The 24,123-nt window shown below is 52.5% G+C and carries 24 protein-coding genes; 10 read left to right on the forward strand and 14 right to left on the reverse strand.

Features of this window, described 5'->3' with window-relative positions; genetic code table 11:
• Positions 1–32: 32 nt before the first annotated feature.
• Together gltD and gltB are read right to left on the reverse strand one after the other, a co-directional pair.
• On the reverse strand, positions 33–1,451 hold the full coding sequence (gltD, locus tag ACU8XX_RS02535; protein WP_000081664.1) for a glutamate synthase subunit GltD: 1,419 nt from the start codon (positions 1,449–1,451) through the stop codon (positions 33–35).
• A gap of 12 nt (positions 1,452–1,463) precedes the next feature.
• On the reverse strand, positions 1,464–5,924 hold the full coding sequence (gene gltB, locus ACU8XX_RS02540) for a glutamate synthase large subunit (protein WP_001406033.1): 4,461 nt from the start codon (positions 5,922–5,924) through the stop codon (positions 1,464–1,466).
• A 674-nt stretch (positions 5,925–6,598) separates the two neighbouring features.
• Here gltB and ACU8XX_RS02545 point away from each other — a divergent pair.
• The 4 genes from ACU8XX_RS02545 to mtgA all read left to right on the forward strand — a co-directional run bounded on the left by ACU8XX_RS02545 (position 6,599) and on the right by mtgA (position 11,568).
• Positions 6,599–7,528, forward strand: coding sequence for a TIGR01212 family radical SAM protein (locus tag ACU8XX_RS02545; RefSeq protein WP_001299745.1), 930 nt, complete (start codon positions 6,599–6,601; stop codon positions 7,526–7,528).
• A gap of 95 nt (positions 7,529–7,623) precedes the next feature.
• Complete coding sequence (gene arcB / locus ACU8XX_RS02550) at positions 7,624–9,960, forward strand: aerobic respiration two-component sensor histidine kinase ArcB (RefSeq protein WP_000809752.1); 2,337 nt, start codon at positions 7,624–7,626, stop codon at positions 9,958–9,960.
• A 229-nt stretch (positions 9,961–10,189) separates the two neighbouring features.
• Positions 10,190–10,843, forward strand: a complete 654-nt coding sequence (gene elbB / locus ACU8XX_RS02555) for an isoprenoid biosynthesis glyoxalase ElbB (RefSeq protein WP_001300411.1) — start codon at positions 10,190–10,192, stop codon at positions 10,841–10,843.
• Positions 10,840–11,568, forward strand: a complete 729-nt coding sequence (mtgA, locus tag ACU8XX_RS02560) for a monofunctional biosynthetic peptidoglycan transglycosylase (RefSeq protein ID WP_000047093.1) — start codon at positions 10,840–10,842, stop codon at positions 11,566–11,568. Before elbB ends, mtgA begins: the two co-directional genes overlap by 4 nt.
• Here mtgA and yrbL read toward each other — a convergent pair.
• The 12 genes from yrbL to ACU8XX_RS02620 form a co-directional block, all read right to left on the reverse strand.
• Entirely contained in the window at positions 11,565–12,197 is a 633-nt protein-coding gene (yrbL, locus tag ACU8XX_RS02565) for a PhoP regulatory network protein YrbL (RefSeq protein WP_000620410.1), read from the reverse strand. The genes mtgA and yrbL overlap by 4 nt on opposite strands.
• Before the next feature lie 212 nt (positions 12,198–12,409).
• Complete coding sequence (gene npr, locus ACU8XX_RS02570) at positions 12,410–12,682, reverse strand: PTS phosphocarrier protein NPr (protein ID WP_000216791.1); 273 nt, start codon at positions 12,680–12,682, stop codon at positions 12,410–12,412.
• Complete coding sequence (gene rapZ, locus ACU8XX_RS02575) at positions 12,679–13,533, reverse strand: RNase adapter RapZ (protein ID WP_000243741.1); 855 nt, start codon at positions 13,531–13,533, stop codon at positions 12,679–12,681. Before rapZ ends, npr begins: the two co-directional genes overlap by 4 nt.
• 45 nt (positions 13,534–13,578) lie before the next feature.
• A complete protein-coding gene (gene ptsN, locus ACU8XX_RS02580) occupies positions 13,579–14,070 on the reverse strand; it encodes a PTS IIA-like nitrogen regulatory protein PtsN (protein WP_000183676.1) in 492 nt (163 codons plus the stop codon).
• Between the two features lie 117 nt (positions 14,071–14,187).
• Positions 14,188–14,475, reverse strand: coding sequence for a ribosome hibernation promoting factor (gene hpf, locus ACU8XX_RS02585; protein ID WP_001176599.1), 288 nt, complete (start codon positions 14,473–14,475; stop codon positions 14,188–14,190).
• A 22-nt stretch (positions 14,476–14,497) separates the two neighbouring features.
• Positions 14,498–15,931, reverse strand: coding sequence for an RNA polymerase factor sigma-54 (rpoN, locus tag ACU8XX_RS02590; protein WP_000809051.1), 1,434 nt, complete (start codon positions 15,929–15,931; stop codon positions 14,498–14,500).
• 47 nt (positions 15,932–15,978) lie between these two features.
• The gene (lptB, locus tag ACU8XX_RS02595; protein WP_000224099.1) at positions 15,979–16,704 is read right to left on the reverse strand and encodes an LPS export ABC transporter ATP-binding protein; all 726 of its coding nucleotides are present in this window, start codon (positions 16,702–16,704) and stop codon (positions 15,979–15,981) included.
• 6 nt (positions 16,705–16,710) lie between these two features.
• The gene (lptA, locus tag ACU8XX_RS02600) at positions 16,711–17,268 is read right to left on the reverse strand and encodes a lipopolysaccharide ABC transporter substrate-binding protein LptA (RefSeq protein ID WP_000669785.1); all 558 of its coding nucleotides are present in this window, start codon (positions 17,266–17,268) and stop codon (positions 16,711–16,713) included.
• Positions 17,237–17,812, reverse strand: coding sequence for an LPS export ABC transporter periplasmic protein LptC (gene lptC, locus ACU8XX_RS02605; protein ID WP_000030537.1), 576 nt, complete (start codon positions 17,810–17,812; stop codon positions 17,237–17,239). Before lptC ends, lptA begins: the two co-directional genes overlap by 32 nt.
• On the reverse strand, positions 17,809–18,375 hold the full coding sequence (kdsC, locus tag ACU8XX_RS02610) for a 3-deoxy-manno-octulosonate-8-phosphatase KdsC (protein WP_000030016.1): 567 nt from the start codon (positions 18,373–18,375) through the stop codon (positions 17,809–17,811). Before kdsC ends, lptC begins: the two co-directional genes overlap by 4 nt.
• 20 nt (positions 18,376–18,395) lie before the next feature.
• The gene (gene kdsD, locus ACU8XX_RS02615; RefSeq protein WP_001295557.1) at positions 18,396–19,382 is read right to left on the reverse strand and encodes an arabinose-5-phosphate isomerase KdsD; all 987 of its coding nucleotides are present in this window, start codon (positions 19,380–19,382) and stop codon (positions 18,396–18,398) included.
• 13 nt (positions 19,383–19,395) lie between these two features.
• A complete protein-coding gene (locus tag ACU8XX_RS02620; RefSeq protein ID WP_000922901.1) occupies positions 19,396–20,373 on the reverse strand; it encodes a calcium/sodium antiporter in 978 nt (325 codons plus the stop codon).
• Between the two features lie 209 nt (positions 20,374–20,582).
• Between ACU8XX_RS02620 and mlaF the strand changes: the two genes are divergently transcribed.
• From mlaF to ibaG, 6 genes are all read left to right on the forward strand, one after another.
• Positions 20,583–21,392 (forward strand): phospholipid ABC transporter ATP-binding protein MlaF, encoded by an 810-nt coding sequence (mlaF, locus tag ACU8XX_RS02625; RefSeq protein WP_000438245.1) that lies wholly within the window; start codon positions 20,583–20,585, stop codon positions 21,390–21,392.
• A gap of 7 nt (positions 21,393–21,399) precedes the next feature.
• On the forward strand, positions 21,400–22,182 hold the full coding sequence (gene mlaE / locus ACU8XX_RS02630) for a lipid asymmetry maintenance ABC transporter permease subunit MlaE (protein ID WP_000925795.1): 783 nt from the start codon (positions 21,400–21,402) through the stop codon (positions 22,180–22,182).
• Between the two features lie 4 nt (positions 22,183–22,186).
• Positions 22,187–22,738 (forward strand): outer membrane lipid asymmetry maintenance protein MlaD, encoded by a 552-nt coding sequence (gene mlaD, locus ACU8XX_RS02635; protein ID WP_001296448.1) that lies wholly within the window; start codon positions 22,187–22,189, stop codon positions 22,736–22,738.
• 18 nt (positions 22,739–22,756) lie between these two features.
• On the forward strand, positions 22,757–23,392 hold the full coding sequence (gene mlaC, locus ACU8XX_RS02640) for a phospholipid-binding protein MlaC (protein WP_000476487.1): 636 nt from the start codon (positions 22,757–22,759) through the stop codon (positions 23,390–23,392).
• The gene (mlaB, locus tag ACU8XX_RS02645) at positions 23,392–23,685 is read left to right on the forward strand and encodes a lipid asymmetry maintenance protein MlaB (protein ID WP_000004488.1); all 294 of its coding nucleotides are present in this window, start codon (positions 23,392–23,394) and stop codon (positions 23,683–23,685) included. The genes mlaC and mlaB overlap by 1 nt, the downstream gene beginning before the upstream one ends.
• A 159-nt stretch (positions 23,686–23,844) precedes the next feature.
• Positions 23,845–24,099, forward strand: a complete 255-nt coding sequence (ibaG, locus tag ACU8XX_RS02650) for a BolA family iron metabolism protein IbaG (protein WP_000429656.1) — start codon at positions 23,845–23,847, stop codon at positions 24,097–24,099.
• The last annotated feature ends 24 nt before the right edge of the window (positions 24,100–24,123 follow it).

A 24,123-nucleotide genomic window follows, 5' to 3' on the forward strand; every position in this document is an offset into this window, starting at 1 on the left:
TCTTTTCTGAGGAGGCGGCGCTGGGACAGAGCTTAAACTTCCAGCCAGTTCATAATACCGTCTGCCGCCTTACGACCTTCGGCAATAGCGGTTACCACCAGATCGGAACCACGGACGATATCGCCGCCAGCAAAGATTTTCGGGTTGCTGGTCTGGAAGGCGTTGTCGCTGCCTTCCGGGGCGATGATGCGGCCTTGTGAATCCAGCTCGACGCTGTGTTTTGCCAGCCATTCCATGTTGTGTGGACGGAAACCAAACGCCATGATCACCGCATCTGCCGGAACGATATGTTCGGAACCTGCAACGATCTCCGCGCGGCGACGGCCTTTGGCATCCGGTTCGCCCATTTCGGTACGTACCATTTTTACGCCGCTGACTTTGCCGTTACCGTTCACTTCAATCCCCAGTGGCTGGACGTTGAATTTGAACTCTACGCCTTCTTCCCGCGCGTTTTTCACTTCGCGGCGGGAACCCGGCATGTTCTCTTCATCACGACGATAGGCACAGGTAACGTGCTTCGCTCCCTGGCGCACGGACGTACGCACGCAGTCCATCGCAGTGTCGCCACCGCCAAGGACCACCACGCGTTTGCCTTCCATGCTGACGAACGGTTCGTCGCGGGTTTCACCAAAGCCCATTAACTGTTTGGTGTTGGCGATAAGGAACGGCAGCGCTGCGTACACGCCATCGGCGTCTTCGTTTTCCAGCCCGCCGTGCATTGACTGATAAGTCCCGACGCCAAGGAAGACGGCATCGTAATCACTCAGCAGATCGTCCAGCTGCACGTCGCGGCCCACTTCGGTATTGAGTTTGAATTCAATACCCATGCCGGTGAAGATTTCACGGCGACGCGTCATTACCTCTTTTTCCAGCTTGAAGGCCGGAATACCGAAGGTCAGCAGCCCGCCAATTTCTGGATGACGGTCGAAGACAACGGCTTTTACGCCGTTACGCGTCAGGACATCCGCACACGCCAGACCTGCCGGGCCTGCGCCGATAATCGCCACTTTTTTACCGGTCTGTTTCACACCAGACATATCCGGACGCCAGCCCATCTCGAACGCTTTATCGTTGATATAGCGCTCAATGTTGCCGATGGTCACCGCGCCAAACTCATCGTTCAGAGTGCAGGAACCTTCGCACAGACGGTCTTGCGGGCAGACTCGTCCGCAAACTTCCGGCAGGGTGTTGGTCTGGTGCGACAGTTCCGCCGCTTCAAAAATACGCCCCTCGTTGGCTAGCTTCAGCCAGTTCGGGATGTAGTTGTGTACCGGGCATTTCCACTCGCAGTATGGGTTGCCGCACGACAGGCAGCGGTCAGCCTGCGCTTTGGCCTGGCCTTCGGAAAACGGCTCGTAAATTTCAACAAACTCAATTTTGCGGATCTTCAGCGGTTTCTTTGGCGGATCAACGCGCTGCAGGTCGATAAATTGATAAACATTCTGACTCATTGTTGCTACCCCTTACTGCGCCTGCACGCGCAACTCAGCTGCGCTACGACTACGGTGACCCAGCAGTGCTTTTACATCACTGGACTTCGGTTTAACCAGCGCAAATTTAGTGGCGAAGGTTGACCAGTTCGCCAGAATCTCTTCACCGCGCTGAGAGCCGGTATGCTGCACATGCTCGGTGATAAGACCACGCAGATGCTCTTCATGGATCGCCAGAGCGTCAACGCTTAAGACCTCGACCAGTTCCGGGTTAACGCGTTTGCGGAAATCGCCGCTTTCATCGAGAACGTAAGCGAAACCGCCGGTCATGCCCGCACCGAAGTTAACGCCGGTTTTACCCAGAATGCAGACGATACCACCCGTCATATATTCACAACCGTTGTCGCCAATGCCTTCTACCACGGTGATAGCACCGGAGTTACGCACGCCGAAACGTTCACCCGCGCGGCCTGCGGCATACAGACGACCACCGGTCGCGCCATACAGGCAGGTGTTGCCGATAATGCTTGCTTCATGGCTGCGGAAGGCGGAACCAACCGGAGGACGAATGGCGATTAAGCCGCCCGCCATGCCTTTACCGACATAGTCGTTGGCATCACCGGTCAGGTACAGTTCCACGCCGCCCGCGTTCCACACGCCGAAGCTCTGGCCTGCGGTGCCGTTGAAGTACGCTTTGATAGGATCGGCTGCCAGCCCCTGATCGCCGTGCGTCTGGGCGATATAGCCTGAAAGCGACGCGCCGACAGAACGGTCGGTGTTGCGAATATCGAACCAGAAGGTTTTGCTCTGGCGCTCATCGACAAACGGTTTCGCCTGTTGCAGCAACTGCGCGTTCAGCAGGCCGTTATCAAACGGCGGGTTGTTTTCGGTGCAGTAGAGTGCCTTACCTGGATGCGGTTCGGCAGTCTCCAGCAGCTTCGACAGCGCCAGCTTCTGCTGTTTGGCGGTGAAACCGTCCAGCTCTTTCAGCAGGTCGGTGCGACCAATCAGATCCACCAGACGTGTTACGCCAAGCTGTGCCATCAGCTCGCGGGTTTCACGGGCGATAAACTCAAAGTAATTCGTCACCTTGAATGGCAGGCCGTGATAGTGGTTCTTACGCAGTTTGTCATCCTGAGTTGCTACACCCGTTGCGCAGTTGTTCAGATGGCAAATACGTAGATATTTACAGCCGAGCGCCACCATCGGGCCAGTGCCGAAGCCGAAGCTTTCTGCGCCGAGAATCGCCGCCTTGATGATATCGACACCCGTTTTCAGGCCGCCATCGACCTGCAAACGGATCTTGTGACGCAAGCCGTTAGCAACCAGCGCCTGCTGGGTTTCAACAAGCCCCAGCTCCCACGGACAGCCTGCGTATTTCACCGATGAAAGCGGACTTGCGCCGGTGCCGCCGTCATAGCCTGCGATGGTGATCAAGTCCGCATAAGCTTTTGCCACGCCAGTCGCGATGGTGCCTACTCCCGGTTCGGAAACCAGCTTCACGGAGATCATCGCTTTCGGGTTAACCTGCTTGAGGTCGAAAATGAGCTGCGCTAAGTCCTCGATAGAGTAGATATCGTGGTGCGGCGGCGGGGAGATCAGCGTCACTCCGGGCACCGAATAGCGCAGTTTGGCGATGTAAGGCGTGACTTTATCACCCGGCAACTGACCGCCTTCGCCTGGCTTCGCGCCCTGGGCGACTTTAATCTGAATGACGTCGGCATTGACCAGATACGCCGGAGTAACCCCAAAGCGACCGGAAGCCACCTGCTTGATGCGCGACACTTTGTTGGTGCCGTAGCGCGCCGGGTCTTCGCCGCCTTCACCGGAGTTCGAATTACCGCCGATGCTGTTCATCGCTTCCGCCAGCGCCTCGTGGGCTTCCGGGCTTAACGCGCCGATAGACATCGCGGCGGTATCAAAGCGTTTAAACAGTTCGCTTGCCGGTTCAACATCAGCAATGTTGACCGCGTTTTCACCCGGCGTAATTGCCAGCAGATCGCGCAGCGTGGTTGCCGGACGCTCATTAACCAGCTTCGCGTATTCCTGATAGTCGCTGTACTCGCCGCTTTGTACCGCTTGTTGCAGCGTGCGCACCACGTCCGGGTTGTAGGCGTGGTATTCGCCGCCGTGGACGTATTTCAGCAGGCCGCCCTGGCTGATGGGCTTACGCGCCAGCCAGGCACGTTTCGACAGATTCAGCAGATCCTGCTGGAAGTCTTCAAAGCTTGCCCCACCAATGCGGCTGACCGCCCCCTGGAAGCACAGGCCCACTACATCATCGTGTAGACCGACCGCTTCAAACAGTTTCGAGCAGCGGTAAGAGGCGATGGTGGAGATGCCCATTTTGGACATGATTTTGTACAAGCCTTTGTTGATGCCGTTACGGTAGTTGAGCATCACGGTACGATAATCTTTGGCAATCGCATGGGTGTCTACCAGGCGGCCCAGCGTTTCATAGGCAAGGTATGGATAAATAGCCGTCGCGCCGAAGCCCAGCAACACGGCGAAGTGGTGCGGATCGCGGGCGCTGGCGGTTTCGACGATGATGTTGGCATCGCAACGCAGGCTTTGATCGACCAGACGGGTCTGGATCGCGCCAACCGCCATCGGGGCTGGAACCGGCAGGCGATCTTTAGCGATATTCCGGTCGGAGAGCACCAGCAGCACGGTGCCGCTACGTACCATTTTTTCGGCTTTGTCGCACAGCTCTTTGACTGTCGCTTCGAGCGTGGTTTTAGTGACGTCAAAGGTGATATCCAGCGTATCTGCGCGGTAGTGCTCCTCTTTCATCGTCGTGAGCTGTTTGAAATCGGAGTAGAGCAGAATCGGCGATTTAAAGCTTAAACGGTGCGCCTGGCCCTCTGCTTCGCAAAAGACGTTCATTTCACGACCGATACTGGTGGCGAGCGACATAACATGCGCTTCACGCAGCGGGTCGATTGGCGGGTTAGTCACCTGGGCAAACTGCTGGCGGAAGTAGTCGTAAATAATGCGCGGCTGACTGGAGAGCACGGCGAATGGGGTATCATCGCCCATCGAACCGACCGCTTCCTGACCGTTTTCGCCCAGTACGCGAATTACGGAGTCCAGCTCTTCCGCGCTGTAGTTAAACTGTTTCTGGTAGCTGGCAAGCGTGTCGTCGTCCAGTTCGCGGCTACCCACTTCTTCATCGGGCAGATCTTCAAACGGTACCAGTCGGCGGACGTTTTTCTCCATCCACTCTTTATATGGATGGCGGCTTTTCAGATCGTCATCGGTTTCTGCCGAGTGCAGAATACGCCCACTGCGGGTGTCGATAACCATCAGTTCGCCTGGCCCGACGCGGCCTTTTTCGACCACTTCGTCAGGCTGGTAATCCCAGATACCGACTTCAGAGGCGCAGGTGATGAGCTTATCTTTGGTGATGACGTAGCGCGCCGGACGCAGACCGTTACGGTCGAGGTTACAGGCGGCAAAACGACCGTCGGACATCACGATGCCCGCCGGGCCATCCCACGGCTCCATATGCATGGAGTTAAAGTCAAAGAAGGCACGCAGTTCCGGGTCCATATCCGGGTTGTTCTGCCAGGCGGGTGGTACTAATAGACGCATGGCGCGGATGATATCCATCCCGCCTGCCAGCAGCAGTTCCAGCATGTTATCCATGGAACTGGAGTCAGAGCCGGTTTCGTTGACGAACGGTGCGGCGTCGTGCAGATCAGGGATAAGCGGCGTCTGGAATTTATAGGTACGCGCACGCGCCCATTGGCGGTTACCGGTGATGGTGTTGATTTCACCGTTATGCGCCAGATAGCGGAACGGTTGCGCCAGCGGCCAGCGCGGTACGGTGTTAGTGGAGAAGCGCTGGTGGAACAGGCAAATGGCCGATTCCAGACGCAGGTCCGCAAGATCCAGATAAAAGCGCGGCAGATCCGCCGGCATACACAGACCTTTATAGATGTTCACCAGATTCGACAGGCTACAGACGTAGAAGTCTTTGTCGGCTTCGAGACGCTTTTCAATGCGGCGGCGGGCGATAAACAGACGGCGCTCCATATCGCGTGGACGCCAGCCTGCCGGGGCGTTCACAAAAATTTGCTCAATGCGTGGCAGAGAGGAGAGGGCGATTTCACCCAGCACGCCTTCGTTAGTGGGGACATCACGCCAGCCCACAATCGACAAGGTTTCGCGTTGCAGCTCTTCTTCAACGATGCGGCGTGCGGCAGCGGCGAGTTCAGGATCTTTATTCAGGAATAGCATCCCGACGGCGTAGTTTTTCGCTAAACGCCAGCCGCGCTCCTGCGCAACGATGCGAAAAAAGCGATCCGGTTTTTGTAACAGCAAGCCGCAACCGTCACCGGTTTTACCATCGGCGAGAATCGCGCCACGGTGCTGCATGCGGGCCAGTGCGTGTATTGCAGTACGCACTACCTTGTGGCTAGGTTCGCCTTCTATGTGGGCGATCAGGCCGAAACCACAGTTATCCCTCTCAAGGGATTTATCGTACAACATATCGTGAACCTCCCCCAGGCTCTGCGGGAACCCCACTTCCGAACCGCTGCGCACGGGCACAGAAAGAGCGTGGCGACGGGGTTTGCGTGTCATACGCGCGCCTCGCATTCGCCCCCTTGTTGTCCTTTTCGCATCGGTTAATACGGTGAAGAGGGGATCTCAATTACTGCATAAATATGATGAGCAGGCTGCTCATCCAGAAAGCTTCCAGCGGATTTCCAACTTATCGGGAAAGCTGATACAGGTCAAATAGCAAGCTTATTGGTACAGAAATGTGCTTTAGCGCAAAATTCTTTATTAACTGACTGAAATTAAAATAGATTTTATCTTTAAGGCTAAAAGGGAAGTCGTTAGAGAAACAGTCAATTCCTGACTGTCATAAAGGCGTGTTAACCCTTATCCTGCCTTGAACTGACGAGAAAACCAGCATTTTATACTGCCTTAATTGGTAATGACGTTTCATGCTACTGTTTTTGCCTAAAATCCATAAGGAGATAAAAAAATCTGACACAAGATAAGCAAAAGTGATTTATGTGATTATGCATGAAATTTCGGTAATTTTGATTGATTATGCAGTTGATAAAAGCAGGCCGGGACGATTGATCCAGGTCATCGCCGAATTGAGCTAAAAATGGCAGGCTTTGGCCTCTTTTCAAGGCGCGGTCTATCAGATTATGCAGTTACAGAAATTAGTCAATATGTTTGGTGGTGATCTCACCCGTCGTTATGGGCAAAAGGTGCATAAGCTGACGCTGCACGGCGGTTTTAGCTGCCCTAACCGTGACGGTACCATCGGGCGTGGTGGCTGCACATTCTGTAATGTGGCCTCGTTTGCCGATGAAGCGCAGCAGCATCGTTCCATTGCCGAGCAACTGGCGCACCAGGCGAATTTAGTTAACCGTGCTAAACGCTATCTGGCCTACTTTCAGGCGTATACCAGCACCTTTGCGGAAGTTCAGGTGCTGCGTTCTATGTATCAGCAGGCGGTGAGCCAGGCCAATATTGTCGGTTTGTGTGTTGGTACCCGCCCGGACTGCGTGCCGGATGCGGTGCTGGATCTGCTTTGCGAATATAAGGACCAGGGTTACGAAGTGTGGCTGGAGCTGGGGCTACAAACCGCCCACGACAAAACACTGCATCGCATCAACCGCGGCCATGATTTTGCCTGTTATCAGCGTACAACCCAGCTGGCACGTCAGCGCGGGCTGAAGGTGTGTTCCCACTTAATTGTCGGCCTGCCTGGCGAAGGGCAGGCTGAATGTTTGCAAACGCTGGAGCGAGTGGTTGAAACCGGCGTGGACGGCATAAAGCTGCATCCGCTGCATATTGTGAAAGGCAGCATTATGGCGAAAGCCTGGGAAGCGGGGCGTTTGAACGGTATTGAACTGGAGGATTACACGCTCACTGCCGGAGAAATGATTCGCCATACGCCACCGGAAGTGATCTACCACCGCATTTCCGCCAGCGCCCGTCGCCCGACGCTGCTTGCTCCGCTGTGGTGCGAAAATCGATGGACGGGAATGGTCGAGCTGGATCGCTATCTGAATGAACATGGCGTACAGGGATCGGCGCTGGGACGTCCGTGGCTACCTCCAACGGAGTAGGTCGTTGAGGGGAATTCCGCATTTCTCACACAATTTATAACGTAACTGTCAGAATTGGGTATTATTGGGGCAGGTTGTCGTGAAGGAATTCCCTAATGAAGCAAATTCGTCTGCTGGCGCAGTATTATGTTGACCTGATGATGAAGTTAGGTCTGGTGCGCTTCTCAATGTTGCTGGCGCTGGCCCTCGTCGTTCTTGCCATTGTGGTACAAATGGCGGTAACCATGGTGCTGCATGGTCAGGTCGAAAGCATTGATGTTATTCGTTCTATCTTCTTTGGTTTGCTGATTACGCCGTGGGCGGTCTACTTTCTATCGGTGGTCGTCGAGCAACTGGAGGAGTCACGACAACGTCTGTCACGGCTGGTGCAAAAACTGGAGGAGATGCGCGAGCGCGATTTGAGCCTCAACGTTCAGTTAAAAGATAATATTGCCCAGCTAAATCAGGAAATTGCCGTTCGTGAAAAAGCGGAAGCAGAACTGCAGGAAACCTTCGGCCAACTGAAAATTGAAATCAAAGAGCGCGAAGAGACACAAATTCAGCTCGAGCAGCAATCCTCATTCTTACGTTCCTTCCTTGATGCTTCACCCGACCTGGTTTTTTATCGTAACGAAGATAAAGAGTTTTCCGGCTGTAACCGCGCGATGGAGCTGCTGACCGGAAAAAGCGAAAAACAACTGATTCACCTGAAACCTGCTGATGTTTACTCACCGGAAGCCGCCGCAAAAGTCATTGAAACCGATGAAAAAGTGTTCCGTCATAATGTGTCACTGACCTATGAACAGTGGCTGGATTACCCGGACGGGCGCAAAGCCTGCTTTGAAATCCGTAAAGTGCCGTACTACGACCGCGTGGGTAAACGTCACGGTTTGATGGGCTTTGGTCGCGACATTACCGAGCGTAAGCGGTATCAGGATGCGCTTGAACGGGCCAGCCGCGACAAAACGACGTTTATCTCCACCATCAGTCACGAATTGCGTACACCGCTGAACGGTATCGTCGGTCTGAGCCGCATTCTGCTGGATACCGAACTCACCGCCGAGCAGGAAAAATATCTCAAGACCATCCATGTTTCGGCCGTCACGCTGGGGAATATCTTTAACGATATTATCGACATGGATAAGATGGAACGGCGCAAGGTCCAGCTTGATAATCAACCGGTTGATTTCACCAGCTTCCTTGCCGATCTGGAAAATCTCTCCGCATTGCAGGCGCAACAAAAAGGATTGCGCTTTAACCTGGAGCCGACGCTGCCATTACCGCATCAGGTCATTACCGACGGGACGCGTTTACGGCAGATCCTGTGGAACCTCATCAGTAACGCCGTCAAATTCACCCAGCAAGGCCAGGTTACCGTGCGCGTGCGCTACGATGAAGGCGATATGCTGCATTTTGAAGTGGAAGACTCTGGTATCGGCATTCCGCAGGATGAGCTGGATAAAATTTTCGCCATGTATTACCAGGTGAAAGACAGTCATGGCGGTAAACCTGCCACCGGCACCGGTATTGGTCTGGCCGTTTCTCGTCGTCTGGCGAAAAATATGGGCGGCGATATTACGGTTACCAGCGAACAGGGCAAAGGTTCAACCTTTACGTTGACGATCCACGCACCGTCGGTAGCAGAAGAGGTCGATGATGCGTTTGATGAAGACGATATGCCTTTACCGGCGCTGAATGTGCTGCTGGTGGAAGACATTGAACTGAACGTGATTGTTGCGCGTTCTGTGCTGGAAAAATTAGGTAACAGCGTTGATGTCGCCATGACCGGCAAGGCGGCGCTGGAGATGTTTAAACCGGGCGAATACGACCTGGTGTTGCTGGATATTCAGTTGCCAGATATGACCGGGCTGGATATCTCTCGTGAACTGACGAAACGTTATCCGCGCGAGGATTTACCGCCGCTGGTGGCCTTAACCGCTAACGTGCTGAAAGACAAACAAGAGTACCTCAATGCTGGAATGGATGATGTGCTGAGTAAGCCGCTTTCTGTTCCGGCGCTAACCGCGATGATCAAGAAATTCTGGGATACCCAGGATGATGAGGAGAGTACGGTGACGACAGAAGAGAACAGTAAATCAGAAGCATTGCTCGATATTCCCATGCTGGAACAGTATCTCGAACTTGTAGGACCGAAGCTGATCACCGACGGGTTAGCGGTGTTTGAGAAGATGATGCCGGGCTATGTCAGCGTGCTGGAGTCGAATCTGACGGCGCAGGATAAAAAAGGCATTGTTGAGGAAGGACATAAAATTAAAGGTGCGGCGGGGTCAGTGGGGTTACGCCATCTGCAACAGCTGGGTCAGCAAATTCAGTCTCCTGACCTTCCGGCCTGGGAAGATAACGTCGGTGAATGGATTGAAGAGATGAAAGAAGAGTGGCGTCACGACGTAGAAGTGCTGAAAGCGTGGGTGGCAAAAGCCACTAAAAAATGACCCCGGCTAGACCGGGGTGCGCGAATACTGCGCCAACACCAGGGAAAACTTGGCTGCGCCGTAAATTATTATGATGAGTTACAAGGGCACAGCACTGTTTTTCAGGCCGCACGCAGTTAAGATAGCAAAACTTAAATGATTTGTTACATGAATCAGTTAAATGTGTGATGCGTACCATTTTTATTAAAAAAATTAATGTGTTTCAGTCAATTGCGAAAGGATGATCACAATGAAGAAAATTGGCGTAATTCTGAGCGGATGCGGCGTCTATGACGGTTCTGAAATTCATGAAGCGGTGTTGACGTTGTTAGCTATTTCACGCAGCGGTGCGCAGGCGGTCTGCTTTGCACCGGATAAGCAGCAGGTTGATGTTATCAACCATTTAACTGGCGAGGCGATGACGGAAACGCGCAATGTGCTGATTGAAGCGGCACGAATAACGCGCGGTGAAATCCGTCCTCTGGCCCAGGCCGATGCCGCTGAACTGGATGCGTTGATTGTGCCGGGGGGGTTTGGCGCGGCGAAGAATTTAAGCAATTTTGCCAGTCTTGGTAGCGAATGCACCGTTGACCGTGAATTAAAGGCGCTGGCACAAGCGATGCATCAGGCCGGAAAACCGCTTGGTTTTATGTGTATTGCCCCGGCGATGCTGCCGAAAATTTTCGATTTCCCGCTGCGTTTGACCATCGGTACTGATATCGATACCGCAGAAGTGCTGGAAGAGATGGGCGCGGAGCATGTGCCCTGTCCTGTCGATGATATCGTGGTTGATGAAGACAATAAGATTGTCACCACCCCAGCATATATGCTGGCGCAGAACATTGCAGAAGCGGCGAGCGGCATTGATAAGCTGGTATCCCGCGTGCTGGTTCTGGCTGAATGAGTAAAAGCCGCTTAACGGTGTTTAGTTTCGTTCGCCGTTTTCTTTTGCGGTTAATGGTTGTCCTCGCCGTTTTCTGGGGCGGGGGCATCGCGTTGTTTAGCGTTGCGCCTGTTCCCTTCTCAGCGGTAATGGTCGAGCGACAGGTCAGCGCCTGGCTGCATGGCAATTTTCGTTACGTGGCACATTCTGACTGGGTCAGTATGGATCAAATCTCGCCATGGATGGGACTGGCGGTGATTGCCGCAGAAGATCAGAAATTTCCTGAGCACTGGGGCTTTGATGTCGCTTCCATTGAGAAAGCCCTGGCGCACAACGAGCGCAATGAAAACCGTATTCGCGGTGCATCAACGATTTCTCAGCAGACAGCCAAAAATCTCTTTTTATGGGATGGGCGTAGCTGGGTACGAAAAGGGCTGGAAGCTGGATTAACGCTGGGGATAGAAACGGTCTGGAGCAAAAAGCGTATCCTGACGGTTTACCTGAATATCGCCGAATTTGGCGACGGTGTGTTTGGCGTCGAAGCTGCGGCACAACGTTATTTCCACAAACCCGCGAGCAAACTTACCCGATCGGAAGCTGCATTACTGGCAGCTGTATTACCTAATCCACGTCGTTTCAAAGTCTCCGCGCCATCGGGCTACGTGCATAGCCGTCAGGCGTGGATTTTACGGCAGATGTATCAGTTAGGCGGTGAGCCGTTTATGCAACAACACCAGCTGGATTAAGCTTCGCGCGAAGTGAGGGCCAGCGTTTTGCTCTCACGAGGTTGCAGATCTTTCTGCAGGGCAATAGCCAGCGCCGGTTGGGCGATAAATCGTTTCCATAACCGCTCTTGCTTACGCAGACAACACCACTTCGACCAGGTTGCCAGTGGAATCAATGTGCTTTCACCAATGTTGTCGCAGACGACGGGGATAACCTCTGACTCACTGATGCGATGACAGAGGATATTCTGCGGCTTCAGCGACATCGTCACGATACGGTTATCCTGCAAATAACGCTTCAGCTGTTTCAGTAACTGGCGCAGTTGTGCAACGTCTTCTTCGTAACGGCATTGTTCAGCAAATTCGGTCAGCGTAATGGAGGGCTTGCCGTCGAAATCGGCAATCACATCGTAGACATAACCGGTTCCGCAATCCGTCTCAACGGTACCGTGATAGCGCGGTATTCCACTCCAGTCTTTTAACCGACGACCAAGATGCGCGTAATACTTTAACTCACGGCGGATCTCTTTATCGCCACCATCGCCACGATGGTAGACAATCTTGATACAGCGTTGGGCATCTTCCGGATGCGCATAACATTTCCGATGTCTTCCGGTGCCCAGGGGACTTTGTTCAGATAAGCGAATCATGCCATCTCCTGGAAATATTTTCTGACGATCTCCAGTATGGTCGATTAACTTAAACAAAACCTAAACAATGCTTCTTAAGGTTTTCTTAAGGTTCTTCTGAAAGTGAAAAGCGCACAAAATGTACAAATGACGTTGATTGAGAACGATTTCAGTACGCGCTTTTCTTATTGCCGGGGGAGCTTGAAGGGATTTGAATGTCAAAGTGATGAAGATTAATCTTCATCAAAACCAGAGTTAAAGAGGGCGATAACGGCGGCCAGTGCTTCCTCTTCTTGTGGACCGGTCGCTTCAACTTCAATCTGCCGTCCTTTGGCAGAATCCAACATCAGCAGCGCAATAACGCTGTTGGCTTCAGCCTCGGTGCCTTCGTCATTACGTAACAGCACTTCAGCGTCAAAACCCTGCATTAATTCAAACAGCTTCATTGCAGGCCGGGCATGCATGCCCAGCTTGTTTGTGATTTCAACAGTTTGCTTGACGGTCATGGTTTACGTTTTTCCAGCGTACGATGGCGTGACTGGACGTTTTTACCGCGCGAGCGGAAGTAGTCAGCCAGTTGCTCTGCAATATACACCGAACGGTGCTTCCCGCCGGTACAACCAATGGCGACCGTCAGGTAGCTACGGTTGTTGGTTTCCAGCATAGGTAACCATAGCTCAAGATAGCTTCGCGTCTGGTAGATAAAATTGTGTACTTCTGTGTGGCGGTCGAGGAACGCGGCGACAGGCTTATCAAGACCTGTCATTGGACGCAGTTTCGGATCCCAGTGCGGGTTCGGCAAGAAGCGCACGTCAAAGACGTAATCTGCATCGATAGGGATACCGTGTTTGAAGCCGAAAGACTCAAAGACCATTGTCAGTTCGCGTTCACGTTTACCCAGCAGACGGGTACGCAGCATTTCAGCCAGCTCGTGAACGGACATTTCTGAGGTATCGACAATCAGATCCGCTCGCGAACGCAGAGGCTCCAGCAGATCGCTTTCTTTGTCGATAGCACTTTCCAGCGACAGGTTTTTGCTGGAAAGCGGATGCAGTCGGCGCGTGTCACTGTAACGACGAATTAAGGTATTACGGTCGGCATCCAGGAACAGTAGTTGCGGTGAGAAAGCGTCAGGCAGGTTACTCATCGCCTGTTCGAATATTTCTGGTGACTCCGGCATATTACGAACATCAATGCTGACGGCGGCAGAAATCTCGCGATCGGCCAGGGTTCGAGCCAGATCAGGTAACAACACTACGGGAAGGTTATCCACGCAGTAAAAACCCATATCTTCCAGCGCACGCAGGGCGACAGATTTACCTGAACCTGAACGTCCGCTGACGATCATCAGTACCATGTACTGTTTCTCCTCACAACGTCTAAAAGAGACATTACCGAATAACTACGCTTCATCCGGAGTACCTTCGGTATCCGTAATGATTTGATATAGCTCTTCATCGCTCTGGGCTGCGCGTAAACGGCGGCAGATGGTTTTGTCCGCCAGACGTTTCGCCACCAGCGACAGAGTATGCAGGTGCGTTTTAGTTTGGTCTGCCGGCACCAGCAGGGCAAAAAGTAAGTCCACCGGTTGGTTGTCGATGGCATCGAAAGCTATAGGCGTTTCGAGCTGAACGAAAACGCCAACGGCACGCAGAGTATCTTCTTCCAGTTTGCCATGCGGAATTGCAATACCATTGCCGATACCGGTACTGCCCATTTTTTCCCGCGTCAGGATAGCTTCAAAAACCACCTGAGGCGGCAGGCTAAGTTGTTTCGCCGCCAGCTCGCTGATGATTTCCAGGGCGCGTTTTTTGCTCTGACAGTGGACGCGGCTTCGCGTACATTCCCTGTTAAGAACACTGCTAAGCTGTAGAGTTGTATCATTATTTGTCATAATTTCACCTAAGAACCTGCCCACTCAAACAGTGGAACAGGCTCGGAGCATTAACCGTACAAATGGCCCGTTGTGCCGCACAACAGGCCGCCATGCACATGCTAATTGCCCGGACAATTAGTGTTGTTTCAGTTTATCTTTATGTTTGGTCAACTGGCGTGCCAGCTTATCAATTAAGCCATCAATGGCAGCGTACATGTCCTGACCTTCCGCGCTGGCATGAATTTCACCACCGTTTACATGCAGTGTTGCATCTGAGGTGTGGGTGACTTTCTCCACTTTCAGAACAACATAGACCTGGTTGATTCGGTCAAAATATTGCTCAAGTTTGGCAAATTTGGCTGTAACAAATTCGCGCAGTGCCTCGGTGATCTCGACGTTATTTCCGGTAATGTTGAGCTGCATAGTGTCTTCCTTATCGGTTGGGTCAAACGAGTTGTTTACGCTGGTTTGACGGCGGAATGGATAAAGACTCTCGGTACTTCGCAACAGTGCGGCGTGCCACCATGATACCTTGTTCCGACAGCAAAGAGGTTAACTTGCTGTCGCTCAACGGTTTCGCTGGGTTTTCCGCCGCGATTAATTTCTTCACCAGCGCACGAATCGCCGTGGAGGAAGCTTCGCCGCCGCCCTCGGTATTGACGTGACTGGAAAAGAAATACTTCAGTTCAAAAATGCCTCGTGGACTATGCAGGTATTTTTGCGTGGTCACGCGAGATATCGTCGATTCATGCATTTCGACAGCCTGGGCGATATCGGCCAGTACCATCGGTTTCATATATTCTTCGCCTTGCTCAAAGAAGGCTTGCTGCTGTTCAACGATACAGCGACTCACGCGCAGTAGCGTATCGTTACGGCTTTCCAGACTCTTGATCAACCATTTGGCATCCTGCAGATTGCTGCGGATAAACTGGCTGTCACCATCATTGCGAGCGTTATTGCACATCGAGGCGTAGTGCTGGTTGATTTGCAGACGCGGAATGCTGTCACTGTTGAGTTCTACTGTCCAGTGACCGTTATGCTTACGCACCAGCACATCTGGAATGACATACTCAGGTTCGCCAGTCTGGATCGACTGCCCGGGGCGCGGATCGAGCGACTGGATCAGATTGACGGCTTCTTTCAGCACATCTTCTTTCAGACGCGTGACGCGCATTAAAGTGCGGAAGTCGTGATTGGCTAACAGATCGAGATGATCGCTAATGATCAATCTGGCCTCTTCCAGCCACGGCGTGGTTTTATCGAATTGGGAGAGTTGGATTAGCAGGCAGTCACGCAGATCTTTTGCCGCTACACCGACCGGATCAAACCGTTGGATCCGCTTAAGGACGGCTTCAACCTCGTCGATGTCGATCTCTTCATCGCCCATACTTTCGAGAATATCTTCCAGCGGGACAGTCAGATAACCGGTGTCATCAACGGCATCGACGATAGAGGTAGCAATAGCGCGGTCAGTGTCGGAAAACGGTGTCAGCTCGACCTGCCACATCAGGTAATCCTGCAAGGTCTGCGTCGTTTCGCCCTGATAGACCGGCAGCTCATCGTCAATGTAGTCACCGCTGGTGCCGGATGGTGTACCAGCGGTGTAAATGGTGTCCCAACTGGCATCGAGCGGCAGCTCTTCCGGCATCTCTTTTTGTTCGAGCGCGTCGGCGGTGTCCAGCGTTTCACTGTCTTGCGTTTCGCGGGTGTCGATTTCTTCATGAGTGTCGATTTGCTCAAGCAGCGGATTACTCTCCAGCGCCTGCTGTAGCTCCTGCTGAAGTTCCAGCGTCGACAACTGCAACAGACGAATTGCCTGTTGGAGCTGTGGCGTCATCGCCAGTTGTTGGCTAAGCCTGAGTTGCAAACCTTGCTTCATGTTCAGAATCGTACTCTCCTGCTAAAACGTCGCAAACTTCTACCCTATCAGAGTCTGAAGTCTTCCCCAAGGTATACACGCTTAACGTGTTCGTCTTGTAAGATTTCTGTAGGCGTGCCGTGGGCGATCAAATGCCCCTGACTGACGATATAAGCGCGTTCACAAACCGCCAGTGTTTCACGCACGTTGTGGTCAGTGATCAGCACGCCCAGGCCGCTGTCGCGCAGGTGCTCAATGATGCGTTTAATGTCGATAACCGAGATCGGGTCAACCCCGGCAAACGGTTCGTCGAGCAGAATAAATTTCGGATTCGCAGCCAGTGCGCGGGCAATTTCTACACGGCGACGTTCACCCCCGGAGAGTGACTGCCCCATGCTGTCACGCAGGTGCTCAATGTGAAACTCTTCCATCAGCTCGTTCGCGCGGTCTTCACGTTGTTCAGCAGACAAGTCGTCACGAATTTGCAGTACCGCCATCAGGTTATCGTAAACGCTGAGGCGACGGAAAATGGAGGCTTCCTGTGGCAGATAGCCGATACCGCGGCGCGCGCGTGCATGCAGTGGCAGCAGACTGATATCGTCATCATCAATAATGATGTTGCCCGCATCGCGCGGCACAATGCCTACAACCATGTAGAAAGTGGTGGTCTTACCGGCACCGTTTGGCCCCAGCAGACCGACGATTTCCCCGGAGTTGACGGTCAGGCTGACGTCTTCTACCACGCGACGGCCTTTATAGGCTTTTGCAAGGTTCTTTGCAGTTAATGTTGCCATAACGAATTAATTACCCTTCTTCTGTGCCGGGGTCTGGCCTTTGTTGTTTTTATCCTGCAGCTGCGACGGCACCAGAACGGTGGTTACGCGCTTGCCTTTGTCGCTGAAAGCCTGCATTTTCTGCTCTTTCACCAGGTAAGTGATCTTATCGCCCTTAATGTTGCTATCGACCTGCTGCAGATAAGCATTACCCGTCAGAACGACAAAATCTTTTGCCAGTTCGTAGTGCATCTGGGAAGCGTGACCTTCAACGGGTTTACCGTTGTCCTGCATCTGGTAGAACGTTGCCGGTTTACCGTAGCCGTCAATCACTTCTTTACCTTGTTCGCCGCCCGGACGGGTAACGACCACTTTGTCGGCATTAATTTTGATGGTGCCCTGGGTGACGATGACATTACCGGTAAAGGTAACCACGTTGCCTTGCATATCAAGAGATTGCTGGTCCGATTCAATGTGGATCGGCTGATCAGTGTCTCCGGTTACGGCAAATGCCGGAATGCTGGCGGCCAGAAGTGAGCTGGCAAGCACAAGATTAAGGCTGAGTTTGTTTGTTTTGAATTTCATAGGATGTTCTAACCTTTTCAATCAGCTCGGCGTTCTTGCTGCGTAAGTTGCCGCGCATTTTCAGACCGCTGGAGTTAAATGTTGTTCCGTATAACGTGACGAGGTCTTCAGAGGTAACATCCTGCGTCACCAGATTGATCTGCGCGTTATCCGTCGTGATTCTGCGAAGTTGAGAGTCCGGCACAAGTGCGTTGACTTCAACGTGTCCATATAAATAGAGCATCCGGTCATTGGTCAGCTTGGCTTTATCTGCTTTTACGGACCATGTCGGGATTTTATCCTTATCAAACGTGGTAAGTACCGGCTGCGTAAACCACGAAACGGCCTGATCGGAATAATATTCAACGTGTTGAGCAATCAATCGATAGCTTAGTGCCCCTTCTGGGTTATAGACGAGCGTGTCCGTATGCTCGCTTTTATAGGTGGGATCATTGTTGTTGACGACCACCTGGGCGGTATCGTCTTTTTCGGCCATATTAATGCCGATCATCACCAGAACCGCCAGTGATAGCACAATGATAACCCAACGTCTGGCTTTACTCATATCGATTGCCCTTTGGCTTCATCCAGTTTGCCCTGCGCCAGGAGTAATAAGTCGCAAACTTCGCGCACTGCGCCACGACCGCCAGCAATGCGCGTCACGTAATCGGCGCGCGGGATCAACAGTGGATGCGCATCGGCCACGGCGACGCTTAAACCCACTTTTTCCATTACCGGCCAGTCGATGAGATCATCGCCGACATAAGCCACATTTTCCGGGGCAATCGCCAGTTTTTCCAGCAGATCGCTAAAGGCGATCAGTTTGTTTGACTGCCCCTGATACAAGTGAGTGATCCCCAATGTGGCACAACGATCTTCTACCAGTTTAGCCTTTCGCCCGGTAATGATAGCGACTTCAATATCAGAGGTGAGCGCACAACGAATGCCATAACCGTCACGAACATTGAACGCTTTCAGCTCTTCGCCGTTATTGCCCATATAAATCAGGCCATCTGACAGTACGCCATCAACGTCGAGGATCAGCAGACGAATGTTCTCTGCTTTTGCCATAACGTCGGCGCTGACAGGGCCGTAACAGGTCGCAAGCGACGCACCTGCTTTGCTCATTGTTGTTTATCCTTGAATCTTTACACTACGCCTGCACGCAGTAAATCATGCATATGTAACACACCGAGTAAATGGTCGCCATCGGCAACCATCACGGAGGTGATATGGCGGGACTGCATTAAGTTCAGTGCCTCAACGGCCAGAATGCCAGGGCGCACACGTATTCCCCCCGGCGTCATCACATCGGCAATACTTAACTGACGAACATCCACGCCCATATCGAAGACACGGCGTAAATCACCGTCGGTAAAGATGCCTTCAATCATCATATTGTCATCGCAAATGACAGTCATACCAAGATTTTTGCGGGTAACTTCCAGCAATGCGTCACGCAGACTGGCCGTTTTCTTAACATGCGGGATCTCATCGCCCGTATGCATAATATCGTTTACGCGCAGCAGAAGTTTACGACCCAGTGCGCCGCCTGGGTGTGAGAGCGCAAAATCTTCAGCAGTAAAGCCGCGTGCTTTTAACAGCGCGACAGCGAGGGCATCGCCCATAACCAGCGTGGCGGTGGTGCTGCTGGTCGGTGCCAGCCCTAACGGACAGGCTTCTTTCGCTACTTTAACACACAGATGCACATCTGCGGCGCGCGCCATGCTGCTCTCCGGGCGACCGGTGATGCAGATTAACGGTACGTGAAGACGCTTAAGCACTGGAATTAAGGCCGTGATTTCGCTGGATTCACCAGAGTTAGAGATAGCAATCACCACATCCTGTGGGGTAACCATGCCTAAATCACCATGCGCGGCTTCACCAGGATGGACGAAAAATGAAGGTGTACCGGTGCTGGCAAACGTTGCCGCCATTTTTCGCCCAATATGCCCCGATTTTCCCATCCCCATGACGACAACTTTCCCTTTACACCAGAACATCTTTTCACAGGCAAGCGTGAAATTCTGATTGATGTATTGATCAAGCTCCGCCAGGCATTCACGTTCAATCGCCAGGACTTCTTTACCTGCTTGCTGAAAGTCAAAACCCGGTTGTAACTCTACGTGCGACATAATGCGTTTCCAGTTATTCAACGAGTATTGGCGATAACCAGTACAACATCGCCAGCCATACGATAAATCCGCCAGTTAATAATACCCCTACACCACGGCCCGGTTGCGGGGAGCGCCGCCAGCACAGCAACGCAAAAATAATGCTCACCAGCAACATCACGCTGTAGTCACGACTGTACGCCAGTGGATCAATCTCTCCTGGCGTTATCAGCGCGGGTAAACCCAACACGATGACAATATTAAAAATGTTTGCGCCAATGATATTTCCGACAGCAATGTCGTTTTCACCTTTGCGAACCCCCGCTATTGCGGTTGCCAGTTCCGGCAGGCTGGTTCCGATAGCAATTGCCGTCAGACCCATCGTCAACTCGCTGATGGCAAAGTAATTCGCCAGCACCGTGGCGTTATCAACCACCATCCGCGTGGCCACTGGCATGATGATAAGCGCAATGCCGAGCCATAAAAACGCGACGGGCAATCCGCCGTCACGCGGCAGCTCTGCAAGCTGCTCTCTGGTCAGGCTGTCAGTCCCCTGACGTTCAGCCTGACGTGCAAGTTTAACAATGAACAGCAGCCATAGCACAGCCAGAAAGAGGAGAAAGATACCATCGCTGCGACTAAGTTGTCCGTCATAGAGTACGGAACCGGCCACCACGCTGACCAACAACATTAAGGGTAATTCACGGCGTAGAACATCAGAATGGACGGTAAAAGGACGAACCAGCGCAGCCAGACCGAGGATCAGCAATATATTGATAATGTTTGAGCCGAGGGCTGTACCAACGGCTAAATCGCGTTGTTCGTGCAGAGACGCGGCAAGCGAGACGATGACTTCTGGTAACGATGTACCAATACTGACCACCGTCATGCCGATGATCAGCGGCGGGATGCCAAAGGTTCGGCAAAGAATAGACGCGGCAAAAACCAGGCGGTCGGCACTGTAAACGACCAAAAGTAAACCAACAATTAACAGTGCCGTAGCTAAAAGCATCTAACGTCCTTTCTTCAGGTATACTCGCCGGTCCGCTGAAGATTTTCAGAAAGCCGTAACGGATTCTTAATTTTGACTTTATGCGGCTAAAAAGTAAAACAAATGCCAGCTTTCGCTAACCACGGCGGGTAATATTCTGTAAATATGTTGGGTTCAAGGTTAAATTGAGCGCCATGCTTAGAAAATCAACGCAAGACGAAGGGTGAATTATGGAGCAGTCTGTGGCGAATTTAGTCGATATGCGCGATGTCAGTTTTACGCGTGGCAATCGCTGCATCTTCGATAATATTTCCCTGACAGTGCCGCGAGGGAAGATCACGGCGATCATGGGGCCATCGGGCATCGGTAAAACGACGCTACTCCGTCTGATTGGCGGGCAAATCGCACCAGATCATGGTGAGATCCTTTTCGATGGTGAGAATATTCCGGCGATGTCTCGTTCGCGCCTGTATACAGTGCGCAAACGGATGAGCATGTTATTTCAGTCCGGGGCGTTGTTCACTGATATGAACGTATTTGACAACGTCGCCTATCCACTGCGCGAACATACCCAACTTCCCGCGCCATTGTTGCATAGTACGGTGATGATGAAGCTGGAGGCCGTGGGGCTGCGTGGAGCGGCTAAACTAATGCCTTCTGAACTTTCCGGTGGGATGGCGCGGCGTGCAGCGCTGGCGCGTGCGATTGCGCTGGAGCCGGATCTCATCATGTTTGATGAACCTTTTGTTGGGCAAGATCCCATCACCATGGGCGTACTGGTGAAGCTGATTTCTGAGCTGAACAGCGCGCTGGGCGTGACTTGTGTGGTGGTTTCTCACGATGTGCCGGAAGTGTTAAGTATTGCGGATCACGCCTGGATCCTGGCAGACAAAAAAATTGTCGCTCATGGCAGTGCCCAGGCGTTGCAGGCGAATCCTGATCCGCGCGTACGTCAGTTTCTGGACGGGATAGCTGACGGGCCTGTTCCGTTCCGCTATCCTGCCGGCGATTATCACGCTGATCTTTTACCAGGGAGTTAAGCCACTCATGCTGTTAAATGCGCTGGCGTCGCTCGGACATAAAGGGATTAAAACCCTGAGAACGTTCGGGCGGGCCGGGTTAATGTTATTCAATGCGCTGGTCGGCAAACCGGAATTTCGCAAACATGCGCCGCTGCTGGTGCGCCAGCTCTATAATGTCGGCGTCCTGTCGATGCTGATTATTGTGGTTTCTGGCGTGTTCATCGGAATGGTGTTGGGGCTGCAAGGTTATCTGGTTCTGACCACTTATAGTGCGGAAACCAGTCTGGGTATGCTGGTGGCGTTATCGCTACTGCGTGAACTGGGGCCGGTGGTTGCCGCGTTGTTGTTTGCCGGGCGTGCTGGTTCGGCGCTAACCGCAGAAATCGGCCTGATGCGCGCTACAGAGCAACTCTCCAGTATGGAGATGATGGCGGTGGATCCGCTGCGTCGGGTTATTTCTCCCCGTTTCTGGGCTGGGGTTATTTCATTACCACTGTTGACGGTTATTTTCGTCGCCGTGGGGATCTGGGGCGGATCTCTGGTCGGCGTCAGTTGGAAAGGCATTGATAGCGGGTTCTTCTGGTCGGCAATGCAAAATGCCGTCGACTGGCGTATGGATCTGGTCAACTGTCTGATTAAGAGCGTGGTGTTCGCCATCACGGTGACGTGGATTTCGTTGTTTAACGGCTACGACGCCATCCCGACGTCTGCCGGGATTAGCCGGGCAACCACTCGCACCGTTGTCCACTCGTCTCTGGCTGTTCTGGGGCTGGATTTTGTGCTGACCGCATTGATGTTTGGGAATTGAGTTCATGCAAACGAAAAAAAATGAAATTTGGGTGGGTATCTTTTTATTAGCAGCACTGCTGGCGGCGCTGTTTGTTTGCCTGAAGGCGGCGAACGTGACGTCCATACGTACTGAACCGACCTACACGCTTTATGCGACGTTCGATAACATTGGCGGCCTGAAAGCGCGCTCTCCGGTCAGTATTGGTGGCGTTGTTGTGGGTCGGGTGGCGGATATTACGCTGGACCCGAAAACCTATCTGCCGCGCGTAACGCTGGAAATTGAACAACGTTATAACCACATTCCAGATACCAGTTCGCTGAGCATTCGTACTTCCGGCCTGCTGGGGGAACAATATCTGGCATTAAACGTCGGTTTTGAAGACCCGGAACTGGGGACTGCTATCCTGAAGGATGGCGATACAATTCAGGACACTAAGTCTGCGATGGTGCTGGAAGATCTCATTGGTCAGTTCCTTTACGGTAGTAAAGGCGATGACAATAAGAATAGTGGCGATGCGCCAGCTGCTGCGCCAGGTAATAATGAAACCACTGAACCTGTGGGTACAACGAAATAATTTCAGGAGAACCGACGCATGTTTAAACGTTTAATGATGGTCGCTTTGCTGGTGATTGCACCTCTGAGTGCGGCAACCGCGGCAGACCAGACCAATCCGTATAAGCTGATGGACGAGGCGGCGCAGAAAACGTTCGATCGCCTGAAGAATGAGCAACCGCAAATTCGGGCCAACCCGGATTATCTGCGTACCATTGTTGATCAGGAACTGCTGCCATACGTACAGGTGAAATACGCCGGTGCGCTGGTGCTGGGCCAGTATTACAAGAGTGCGACCCCTGCTCAACGTGAAGCCTACTTTGCCGCTTTCCGTGAGTACCTGAAGCAGGCTTACGGTCAGGCGCTGGCGATGTATCACGGTCAAACCTATCAGATTGCGCCAGAACAGCCGCTGGGCGATAAAACCATTGTGCCTATTCGCGTTACCATTATTGACCCGAATGGCCGTCCGCCGGTGCGTCTGGACTTCCAGTGGCGTAAAAACTCCCAGACGGGCAATTGGCAGGCTTACGACATGATTGCTGAAGGCGTCAGTATGATCACCACCAAACAAAACGAGTGGGGAACGCTGCTGCGTACCAAAGGTATCGACGGCCTGACTGCGCAACTGAAATCGATTTCTCAACAGAAAATCACTCTGGAAGAGAAAAAATAATGAGCGAGTCACTGAGCTGGATGCAGACGGGTGACACGCTGGCGTTATCCGGAGAGCTGGATCAGGACGTTTTGCTACCGCTTTGGGAAATGCGTGAGGAAGCGGTGAAGGGGATTACCTGCATCGATCTTAGCCGTGTCTCCCGCGTGGATACGGGGGGACTGGCACTGCTGCTCCATCTTATCGATCTGGCGAAAAAGCAGGGCAACAATGTGACGCTTCAGGGGGTAAACGACAAAGTGTATACCCTGGCGAAATTGTATAATTTGCCTGCTGATGTTCTGCCTCGTTAAATTTTTTCAGGCCGGATATGGCGTTAACCGCCTGTCCGGCAAACCTGCCTGCAAGTCGAGCCTTGTCTGATTTATCAGCGAGGCTTTTTGCTTATTTATGCCAGCGCAACTTTGCTCTAAGATGTTTCGCTGGTTTATTAACTGATGATTGAAGATCCCATGGAAAATAATGAAATTCAGAGCGTGTTGATGAACGCTCTCTCCCTCCAGGAAGTCCACGTTTCCGGCGATGGCAGCCACTTTCAGGTTATTGCCGTGGGTGAGTTGTTTGACGGCATGAGTCGGGTTAAAAAACAGCAGACGGTCTATGGTCCGCTGATGGAATATATTGCGGATAACCGCATTCATGCTGTGTCGATCAAAGCGTATACCCCTGCGGAGTGGGCGCGCGATCGCAAACTGAACGGCTTTTGAGCTATGGGCGATTCGCCGGTAGCG

The sequence above is a fragment of the Escherichia sp. MAL-1 genome, assembly GCF_052948035.1.

What these genes read in the sequence shown, in the direction of transcription:
- gltD (WP_000081664.1), bottom strand. Translation starts at nt 1,451, where the DNA reads ATGAGTCAGAATGTTTATCAATTTATCGACCTGCAGCGCGTTGATCCG.
- gltB (WP_001406033.1), bottom strand. Translation starts at nt 5,924, where the DNA reads ATGTTGTACGATAAATCCCTTGAGAGGGATAACTGTGGTTTCGGCCTG.
- ACU8XX_RS02545 (WP_001299745.1), top strand. Translation starts at nt 6,599, where the DNA reads ATGCAGTTACAGAAATTAGTCAATATGTTTGGTGGTGATCTCACCCGT.
- arcB (WP_000809752.1), top strand. Translation starts at nt 7,624, where the DNA reads ATGAAGCAAATTCGTCTGCTGGCGCAGTATTATGTTGACCTGATGATG.
- elbB (WP_001300411.1), top strand. Translation starts at nt 10,190, where the DNA reads ATGAAGAAAATTGGCGTAATTCTGAGCGGATGCGGCGTCTATGACGGT.
- mtgA (WP_000047093.1), top strand. Translation starts at nt 10,840, where the DNA reads ATGAGTAAAAGCCGCTTAACGGTGTTTAGTTTCGTTCGCCGTTTTCTT.
- yrbL (WP_000620410.1), bottom strand. Translation starts at nt 12,197, where the DNA reads ATGATTCGCTTATCTGAACAAAGTCCCCTGGGCACCGGAAGACATCGG.
- npr (WP_000216791.1), bottom strand. Translation starts at nt 12,682, where the DNA reads ATGACCGTCAAGCAAACTGTTGAAATCACAAACAAGCTGGGCATGCAT.
- rapZ (WP_000243741.1), bottom strand. Translation starts at nt 13,533, where the DNA reads ATGGTACTGATGATCGTCAGCGGACGTTCAGGTTCAGGTAAATCTGTC.
- ptsN (WP_000183676.1), bottom strand. Translation starts at nt 14,070, where the DNA reads ATGACAAATAATGATACAACTCTACAGCTTAGCAGTGTTCTTAACAGG.
- hpf (WP_001176599.1), bottom strand. Translation starts at nt 14,475, where the DNA reads ATGCAGCTCAACATTACCGGAAATAACGTCGAGATCACCGAGGCACTG.
- rpoN (WP_000809051.1), bottom strand. Translation starts at nt 15,931, where the DNA reads ATGAAGCAAGGTTTGCAACTCAGGCTTAGCCAACAACTGGCGATGACG.
- lptB (WP_000224099.1), bottom strand. Translation starts at nt 16,704, where the DNA reads ATGGCAACATTAACTGCAAAGAACCTTGCAAAAGCCTATAAAGGCCGT.
- lptA (WP_000669785.1), bottom strand. Translation starts at nt 17,268, where the DNA reads ATGAAATTCAAAACAAACAAACTCAGCCTTAATCTTGTGCTTGCCAGC.
- lptC (WP_000030537.1), bottom strand. Translation starts at nt 17,812, where the DNA reads ATGAGTAAAGCCAGACGTTGGGTTATCATTGTGCTATCACTGGCGGTT.
- kdsC (WP_000030016.1), bottom strand. Translation starts at nt 18,375, where the DNA reads ATGAGCAAAGCAGGTGCGTCGCTTGCGACCTGTTACGGCCCTGTCAGC.
- kdsD (WP_001295557.1), bottom strand. Translation starts at nt 19,382, where the DNA reads ATGTCGCACGTAGAGTTACAACCGGGTTTTGACTTTCAGCAAGCAGGT.
- ACU8XX_RS02620 (WP_000922901.1), bottom strand. Translation starts at nt 20,373, where the DNA reads ATGCTTTTAGCTACGGCACTGTTAATTGTTGGTTTACTTTTGGTCGTT.
- mlaF (WP_000438245.1), top strand. Translation starts at nt 20,583, where the DNA reads ATGGAGCAGTCTGTGGCGAATTTAGTCGATATGCGCGATGTCAGTTTT.
- mlaE (WP_000925795.1), top strand. Translation starts at nt 21,400, where the DNA reads ATGCTGTTAAATGCGCTGGCGTCGCTCGGACATAAAGGGATTAAAACC.
- mlaD (WP_001296448.1), top strand. Translation starts at nt 22,187, where the DNA reads ATGCAAACGAAAAAAAATGAAATTTGGGTGGGTATCTTTTTATTAGCA.
- mlaC (WP_000476487.1), top strand. Translation starts at nt 22,757, where the DNA reads ATGTTTAAACGTTTAATGATGGTCGCTTTGCTGGTGATTGCACCTCTG.
- mlaB (WP_000004488.1), top strand. Translation starts at nt 23,392, where the DNA reads ATGAGCGAGTCACTGAGCTGGATGCAGACGGGTGACACGCTGGCGTTA.
- ibaG (WP_000429656.1), top strand. Translation starts at nt 23,845, where the DNA reads ATGGAAAATAATGAAATTCAGAGCGTGTTGATGAACGCTCTCTCCCTC.